The organism is Methylobacterium trifolii, assembly GCF_022179685.1.
In the GTDB taxonomy this organism is placed as follows: domain Bacteria; phylum Pseudomonadota; class Alphaproteobacteria; order Rhizobiales; family Beijerinckiaceae; genus Methylobacterium; species Methylobacterium trifolii.
Genome location: NZ_BPRB01000293.1, coordinates 1 through 8195 on the forward strand (window position 1 = coordinate 1; position 8195 = coordinate 8195).

6 protein-coding genes are annotated in these 8195 nt (G+C 68.2%); 2 read left to right on the plus strand and 4 right to left on the minus strand.

Annotated features, from left to right (window positions below; genetic code table 11):
• Positions 1-1651 (plus strand): PAS domain-containing sensor histidine kinase (locus COGEMETH_RS22235; RefSeq protein ID WP_238184871.1); only part of this gene is annotated, 1651 nt, incomplete at its 5' end.
• Positions 1652-1856: 205 nt separating this feature from the next.
• Positions 1857-2090, plus strand: coding sequence for a hypothetical protein (locus tag COGEMETH_RS22240; protein WP_238184872.1), 234 nt, complete (start codon positions 1857-1859; stop codon positions 2088-2090).
• 36 nt (positions 2091-2126) lie between these two features.
• Here COGEMETH_RS22240 and COGEMETH_RS22245 read toward each other — a convergent pair whose 3' ends face one another.
• From COGEMETH_RS22245 to metH, 4 genes are all read right to left on the minus strand, one after another.
• Positions 2127-2573, minus strand: coding sequence for a hypothetical protein (locus tag COGEMETH_RS22245; protein WP_238184873.1), 447 nt, complete (start codon positions 2571-2573; stop codon positions 2127-2129).
• 405 nt (positions 2574-2978) lie between these two features.
• Positions 2979-5111, minus strand: a complete 2133-nt coding sequence (locus COGEMETH_RS22250) for a molybdopterin-containing oxidoreductase family protein (protein ID WP_238184874.1) — start codon at positions 5109-5111, stop codon at positions 2979-2981.
• 249 nt (positions 5112-5360) lie between these two features.
• Complete coding sequence (locus COGEMETH_RS22255) at positions 5361-5558, minus strand: hypothetical protein (RefSeq protein ID WP_238184876.1); 198 nt, start codon at positions 5556-5558, stop codon at positions 5361-5363.
• 86 nt (positions 5559-5644) lie between these two features.
• On the minus strand, positions 5645-8195 hold a 2551-nt coding region (gene metH, locus COGEMETH_RS22260; protein ID WP_238184877.1), incomplete at its 5' end, for a methionine synthase.

The window sequence follows — 8195 nt, forward strand, 5'->3', positions numbered from 1 at the left end:
CACCGCGCTCGGACGCGGCGGCTGCGGCTTGTGGGACTGGGACATTCCACGGGGACGCATCTACTGGTCCGACTCCATGTACGCCCTGCTCGGCTACAAGCGCGAAGCCGAGTTCCTTGCCTTCGGCGACGTCAACGCCCTGGTGCATCCCGACGACGGCGACCTCTACAGCCTCGCCCGCGGGCTCGCCGCGAGCCAGACCCTGGTGGACCACGCGTTCCGGATGCGGGGCGCCAACGGCGCCTACGTCTGGCTGCGGACCCGCGCCGAAGTGGTGCCGGATGCCGCCGACGGCGGCCGCCACCTCGTCGGCATCGCCGTGGACGTGACCGAGCAGCAGCACCTCGCCGAGACGACAGCCACCGCCGACATGCGCCTGCGCGACGCGGTCGAGGCGATCTCCGAGGCCTTCGTGCTCTGGGACACCGGCAACCGCCTGGTGCTCTGCAACTCGAAGTTCCGCCACCTCCACGCCCTGAGCCCCGAGGACGCGCAGGCGGGCCGGCGCTACGTCGACGTGATGGGCCGAGGCGTACTCCCGCGCCTGCGCCGCGAAGTGCCCGAAGGCGCCGTGCAGAGCGCGACCTCCCAGACCTTCGAGGCCGAGCTGACGGACGGGCGCTGGCTCCAGATCAGCGAGCGGCGGACCAAGGACGGCGGCTACGTCTCGGTCGGCACCGACATCACCAGCCTCAAGCGGCACCAGGACCAGCTCGTGGCCTCCGAGCGCGAACTGATCGAGACCGTCAAGGACCTCAAGCGCTCCCGCCGCACGCTCGAGCTCCAGACCCACCAACTCGCGGACCTGGCCGAGCGCTACCTCGACCAGAAGGCCGTCGCCGAGAGCGCCAACCACGCCAAGTCCGAGTTCCTGGCCAACATGAGCCACGAACTCCGTACGCCCCTGAACGCCATCATCGGCTTCGCCGACGTGATGGCCAACGAGGTGCTCGGCCCCCTCGGCGCGCCGCGCTACGCCGAGTATTGCCGAGACATCCACGCCAGCGGGCACTACCTGCTCTCGATGATCGACGACATCCTGAACATGTCGCGCCTCGAAGCGCACCGCGTCAGGCTCGATCCCCGGCCGGTCCCGGCCGATGCGGCGGTTACGGCGGCGTTGAAGCTCGTCGCGGCGGACGCGAAGTCCAAGTCGCTCAGTGTCGAGGTCGACATCGCGGACGGCCTGACGCTGCTCGCGGACGAGCGCGGCCTCCAGCAGATCCTGGTCAACCTGCTCCAGAACGCGGTGAAGTTCACGCCGGCCGGCGGTCGCGTCGTCGTCCGCGCCCGCCACGCCGGCGACCGGACGCATCTCTTCGTCGAGGACAACGGCGTCGGCATCCCGAAATCGGCGCTGCCGAAGCTCGGCCGCCCGTTCACGCAGGTCGAGACGAACCTGGTCCGCAGCCACAAGGGCTCGGGCCTGGGGCTCGCCATCGCCCGTTCCATGGCTGAACTGCACGGCGGCTCGCTCCGCATCCGCTCCGAAGAGAATTGCGGCACCATCGTTCTCGTCCGTCTCCCTGCCCCCACCCGCGAGCGCCTTGAAGCGCTGGCCGTCGAGGCGGCCTCCGACCAGACAGTCACAGCCCTGCGCGAGGCTGCTGGCGCGAGCCCGCGGCAGGACACCCTCCAACCGGCCGTCTGATTTTTCCCAGTCTTTGTCCGGCTCTCGGACTCGGCGGTTGCGGGAGGCGGGGCCGACCCTGCCTGGTCGGCGCCAGCAGGGCGCTCGCTAGTCCGGCGCCTTCGCCGGCGGGGTCATCTCCGAAATCCTCTGGTCAGCGGGCGCCCGATCGGTCATCACGACCGCACGCCCTGCGCAACGCGGGGCTCGAGCGGGTGCGTCGGCCATGGGCGAACCGGGACAGGCCGGAGACGGGGGAACGGAGCGTGGCTGGAGCCTGTCGGCCACCCCCACCGCGGACGGCGTACGGCTGGAACTCGGCCTGCCGGACCTCAGCGGAAGTCCCGTGACGGCGGCCCTTGTCCTCGACCGGGCCGAGGCCCGCGCCTTCGCCCGCGCCCTGCTCGCGGCGGCGGGGGATGCGACGGAGCGGACGTTCTCCCATCCCCCGCAGGATTAGCCGGGCCGGCTGAGACTCACCGGGACGGTCCTCCGCTCAGCGCGGTCCGGCGCCGACGCCCGACCGGCCCGGGAGGCGCGGCACCTTCGCGTTGCGCGGCTCGACCGGTCCGGCGCATGTGTAGCTGAACTCGGTCTGGAGGTCGGTGAAGACGGTCTCGCCACTGACCCGGCAATCCTCCCGCACGGTCTCGTCGAGGTAGGTCCGCGCCGCGAGGCGGAAGCGCTGCGCCCGTGTCTCGGCCGGGTCGCGGGCGGCGTAGCGGTCGCCGATGCCACAGCCCGTCACCTCGCGCAGCGCATTGGAGACCACCAGCATCCGCCGCTGCTGGCGCTGGTCGTAGACCTCGTAGGGGTCGTTACAGCTGATCGTCACCACCTGGGGCTTCAGGCTGACGTAGGTCTTGGAGATGTAGCCGAACCCCGTGCAGCCGGAGACCGCGAGGCCGAGCGTGATGGCCAAGCCTGACGCCAGCCGCTGCATCGTCGTCTCCCTCGAGCATGATGCGGAAAAGTGGAATCCGGTTTTCCGAAAACATCATGTGACAACAAGAACCTGAAGCGCACTGCAGCGTCCGTGAAACGGCAGTCGGCTCCAGGGCGCACGCGGTCTGGCCGCCGAGGCATTGAAACCGCTACGCTTGTGTGGTCAAGCGCGCCCGGGACACAGAACGGGGCAATCGCGTGCCCCGGATTCCTGCCGTCTCCAGTTGCAAGCGTCCCCTCCGCGGGTCCGGGTGTCACCTTGCCCGGCACCATCGCAACCGCGGAGCCCGGTTCGAGGCGCAGAAGCGCTTCGTCCCCGCGTCGCCCCGCGCGACTGCCAAAGACCGGCCCTCATGAGCAGGGCCGGCCCTCCGATCCTCGCGTTCGCGTCGGCGGTCGAAGGCTATTGGGCCAATCCGACCTGCACGAGGTTGTCGCTGAAAGTCGGCGAGTGCCCCATGCCCCCGTAGGTCGAGGAACTGATCACGTTCACCGCTCCGCCCCGGTTGAGCGAATGCCAGTAGCCGAGGGACGCCACGACCATGCCGGGTGGCACGTCGTCGGTGACCTTGGCTTGGCCATGGAACGCGCCGCGGTCGTTGAACACCTTCACCAGGGAGCCCTCGGTGATCTCGCGCGTCAGCGCATCCCGCGGGTTGATCAGGATCGCCTGCTCGCCCTGCGACCGGATCTTGTGGGCCTCGTTGGCATATTGCGAGTTCAGGAAGCCGTGGCTCTTGGGCGAGACGATGTTGAGGGGATAGCGCTCGGCCTGGCCCGGATTCGTCTCCGGGCGCTCGTTGGCCGGCACGTAGCCGGGCAGCGGGTCCAGGACCTCGCCGCCCTGCTGGGCCTCGTACATCTGCCGGAAGGGCGGGGCGACGAAGTTGCCGTTGTCGATGGCGCTCTGGGAGAAGAACTCGCACTTGCCCGATGGCGTCGGGAAGTTGCCCTCGGCATGCGGCGTCCGCGTGGCCGGCTCGCCGATGTCGAGGCGGTAGTACCCGTGCTCGCGGAAGTAGGCCATGTCGATGCCGCCGAGCTTGTGGCTGTCCCAGTCGAGATACCATTCCATCAACGCGGTCTCGTCCATGGAGAATTGCGGCTCGGTGAAGCCGAAGGTCCTGGCAAGGCGCCGGAACAGCTCGGCGTTGGACACGGCCTCGCCGGGCGGCTCGATGGCCTTCTGGTTGAGGGTGAAGAAGAAGTGCCCCCACGAGAACATCATGTCGTCGTGCTCGGCTGCCATGGTCGCCGGCAGCAGGATGTCGGCGTAGCGGGCCGTGTCGGTGACGAAGTGCTCGCTGACGACCGTGAACAGGTCCTCGCGGGCCAGGCCGCGCTTGATCTTCTCCGTCTCGGTCGAGTTCGAGACCGGGTTGGCGTTGTACACCATCAGCGCGTGGATGCCGGGGTCGATGCCGGCCTCCCCGTTGAGGATCTCGCCGAGCTTGAGCACGTTGAGCGCCCGTGTGCCCTCCGGGATCAGGTCGGGCCGGCAGACGCGGTCCCAATGCACCGGGAATTCCCAGAGGGGCATCTGGTAGACGCCGCCGCCGGGGTCCTTCCACGAGCCGGTCAGCGCGGGCAGGGAGAAGATCGCACGGAGCGCCTGGGCTCCGCCGGCGCTGCGCTCGACGGCGATGCCGGGGCGGAGGGCGGCGTTGCGGGTGGTGGCGTATTCCCGCGCCAGCCGGCGGATGTCCGCGGCCGGGATGCCGCAGATCGTCTCGGCGTATTCGGGCGTGAAGGCGGCGGCGCGCTCCTTCAGGGGCTCGAAGCCGACCGTATGCCGCGCGACGTAGTCGGCATCGGTCAGGCCCTCTTCGACGATCACGTTGATCATCGCCATGGCGAGGGCCCCGTCGGTGCCGGGCTTCGGCATCAGGTGCCAGTCGGCCTCCTTGGCCGTACGCGAGCGGTAGGGGTCGATCACCACCACCTTGGCGCCGTTGCGCTGGGCTTCCTTCACCACGTGCCAGTGGTGGATGTTGGTCGAGACCGAGTTGCAGCCCCAGATGACGATGTATTTCGACTGGGCGAAGCTCATCGGGTCGGTGCCGTTCGTCGGCCCCACCGTCAGCAGCCACGCCGTGCACGAGCCCGACCCGCAGAAGGTCTTCTCCGCGACCGTAGCTCCAAGCCGGTTGAAGAAGGCGTCGCCGACCGTGAGGCCCTGCACCACGCCCTCGTTGCCGAGATAGTTGTAGGGCAGGATCGCCTCGGCACCGTGAGTCGCGATGATGCCGGTGAACCGCCGGTGGACCTCCGCCAGGGCCTCGTCCCAGGTGATGCGCGCGAACCGCCCGCTGCCCTTGGGACCGCTGCGGCGCATCGGGTAGAGCACCCGGTCGGGATTGTAGTGGTGCTTGTCGAAGTCCTTGACCTTGGCGCAGAGGGCGCCGCGGGTCATCGGATGGTCCGGGTTGCCGCGCACCTCCGTGAGTCTGCCCGCCTCGACCGTATAGATCATCGAGCAGGTGTCGGGACAATCGTGTGGACACGCGCCGAGTTTGGTGACCGCTTCTTGGAGCATGGTTCCGATCCCTAGATTTTGAAGAAGATTCTTGTTTTTATTGTCTTGCGGTCGTCGGCCTTCACGGAAGCCGATAGGCCTCGCCGATCCGACGTGGTCGGTCGGCTCGGCAGGGGGCGCGCATCGTCGGAAACGACTGGGCGATTAGGTGACGTGCGATCTGGTGGAGTTCGCAAGCGAGTGCCGCGAGCGCGCGGTCGGTTGCCTTCCCGCAGGGGGGCTCGGCGCGACCTTCGCAGGTCCGGGCCTTCACGATTTGCCGCCCGGGTCGGCATCCGCGGTCGGCGGCGTCACACGCTTCGAGCTCGCATAGACCACATCGGAGGACGCGCCGATCTCGGTGATCGAGAGCGCGTTGCCCGACAGATTGCCGAGTATCGCCCGCCGCATGCCATCGGCGCAGACGCGGAAGACGGCATCCGGAGGCGATGTCGCGTGTTCGACCATCGGTCGAACGTAACCGAGATTAGAACCTTTGCAAATCGAGCCCGGCGGGATGTCCCGCGCAAGCGGCGGGCTCGATCGAAAGACCTCTATTCCGCGGCGGCCGCGAGGTAGCGGGCCGGATCGTAATTCAGGATCGGCCCAAGCCAGCGCTCCACCTCGCGGACGTCCATGCCCTTGCGGGTGGAATAGTCTTCGACTTGGTCGCGCTCGACCTTGGCGACGCCGAAGTAATGCGCCTTCGGGTGGGCTAGGTAGAGGCCCGAGACCGAGGAGCCTGGCCACATCGCGTAGGATTCGGTCAGCTTCACGCCGATGCGGCGCTCCGCCTGGAGCAGGTCGAACAGGGTGACCTTCTCGGTGTGGTCGGGCTGGGATGGGTAGCCGGGAGCCGGGCGGATGCCGTCGTATTCCTCCCGCACGAGGTCTTCGGGGGTGAAGGTCTCGTCCGGGGCGTAGCCCCAGAACTCCCGGCGCACGCGCTCATGCATGCGTTCGGCGAACGCCTCGGCGATGCGGTCGGCCAGCGCCTTGACCAGGATCGAGCGGTAATCGTCGTTGGCCCGCTCGAAGCGCTCGGCGATGCGCACCTCCTCCAGGCCCGCCGTGACCACGAAGCCGCCGACGTAGTCGGCAATGCCGCTCCCGGCCGGGGCGATGAAGTCCGACAGGCAGGTATTGGGGCGCCCGTCGCGCTTGGAGAGCTGCTGGCGCAGCCCGTGAAAGCTCGCCAGCACCTCCGTCCGGCTCTCGCCGGTATACAGGCGGATGTCGTCGCCTACGGAGTTCGCGGGCCAGAAGCCGAGGATCGCCTTCGGGTTGAACCAGCGCTCGGCCACGATCTGGGCCAGCATCTCCTGCGCGTCGTCGAACAGGGCCCTGGCCGCCGGTCCCTGGTTAGGGTCCTCGAAGATCGCCGGGTAGCGGCCCTTGAACTCGTAGGTCTGCAGGAACGGCGTCCAGTCGATGTAGGGCACGAGGTCGGCGACCTCGTAGGAGGCGAAGACCCGCGTGCCGGTGAAGCTCGGCTTCTTCGGCGCGTAGCCCGACCAGTCGATCTTGAAGGCGTTGGCGCGGGCCTTGGCGAGCGGCAGGCGCTGCTTGTCGAGTTCCGAGCGGGCGTGGGCGTCGGCGACCTTGCGGTACTCGGCGCGCACCGTCTCGATGGTCGCCCCCCGGGTCTCCTTCGAGATCAGGCTGGAGACCACGCCCACGGCGCGGCTGGCATCCGTGACGTAGATCGCCTGGCCCCGCGCGTAGGCCGGGTGGATCTTCACGGCGGTGTGGACGCGGCTGGTGGTGGCGCCGCCGATCAGGAGCGGCACGTCGAAGCCCTCGCGCTCCATCTCGCCGGCCACGTGCACCATCTCGTCGAGGGAAGGGGTGATCAGGCCGGAGAGGCCGACGATGTCGACGTTCTCACGCCTGGCCGTGTCGAGGATCTTCTGGGTCGGCACCATCACCCCGAGGTCGATGATCTCGTAGTTGTTGCAGGCGAGAACCACGCCGACGATGTTCTTGCCGATGTCGTGCACGTCGCCCTTGACGGTGGCCATCAGCACCTTGCCGGCCGCGCGCCGCTTGCCGTCGCCGCCGTTGGCGAGCTTCTCCGCCTCCATGTACGGCTCCAGGTAGGCCACCGCCTGCTTCATCACGCGGGCGGACTTGACCACCTGCGGCAGGAACATCTTGCCCGAGCCGAACAGGTCGCCCACCACGTTCATGCCGGCCATCAGCGGGCCCTCGATGACGTGGAGCGGGCGCTCGACGCCCTGGCGGGCCTCCTCGGTATCGGCCAGGATATACTCGGTGATGCCGTTGACGAGCGCGTGCTCGATGCGCTTCGCGACGCTTGCCTCGCGCCAGGTCAGGTCGGCGACCCGCGCCTTGGCGTCGCCCCCGGTCTTGAAACGCTCGGCGGCCTCCAGCAGGCGCTCGGTGGAATCGTCGCGCCGGTTGAGGACCACGTCCTCGCACAGCTCGCGCAGCTCCGGCCTGATCTCGTCGTAGACCGAGAGCTGGCCCGCATTGACGATGCCCATGTCCATGCCGGCCTGGATGCAGTGGTACAGGAACACCGCGTGCATCGCCTCGCGTACCGGCTCGTTGCCGCGGAAGGCGAAGGAGAGGTTCGAGACGCCGCCCGAGATGTGGGCGTGGGGCAGCGTCTCCCGGATCGTGCGGGTCGCCTCGATGAAGGCTACGCCGTAGCCGTTGTGCTCCTCAATGCCGGTCGCGACCGCGAAGATGTTGGGATCGAAGATGATGTCCTCAGGCGGGAATCCGACCTGCTCGGTGAGCACCTTGTAGGCGCGGGTGCAGATCTCGACCTTGCGCTCGAAACTGTCGGCCTGCCCTTGCTCGTCGAAGGCCATCACGACCACGGCGGCGCCGTAGGAGCGGCAGATCTTGGCGTCGTGGACGAACTTCTCGACGCCCTCCTTCATCGAGATCGAGTTCACGATCGGCTTGCCCTGGATGCACTTCAGGCCGGCCTCGATCACGTGGAATTTCGAGGAATCGACCATCACCGGCACGCGGGCGATGTCGGGCTCGGCGGCGACCAGGTTGAGGAACTCCACCATCGCCTTCTCGGAATCGAGTAGGCCCTCGTCCATGTTCACGTCGATGATCTGGGCG

Bases quoted from the DNA above. Each gene is read 5' to 3' on its own strand.
- COGEMETH_RS22245 (WP_238184873.1), bottom strand. From the start codon at position 2,573: ATGCAGCGGCTGGCGTCAGGCTTGGCCATCACGCTCGGCCTCGCGGTC.
- COGEMETH_RS22250 (WP_238184874.1), bottom strand. From the start codon at position 5,111: ATGCTCCAAGAAGCGGTCACCAAACTCGGCGCGTGTCCACACGATTGT.
- COGEMETH_RS22255 (WP_238184876.1), bottom strand. From the start codon at position 5,558: ATGGTCGAACACGCGACATCGCCTCCGGATGCCGTCTTCCGCGTCTGC.
- COGEMETH_RS22240 (WP_238184872.1), top strand. From the start codon at position 1,857: ATGGGCGAACCGGGACAGGCCGGAGACGGGGGAACGGAGCGTGGCTGG.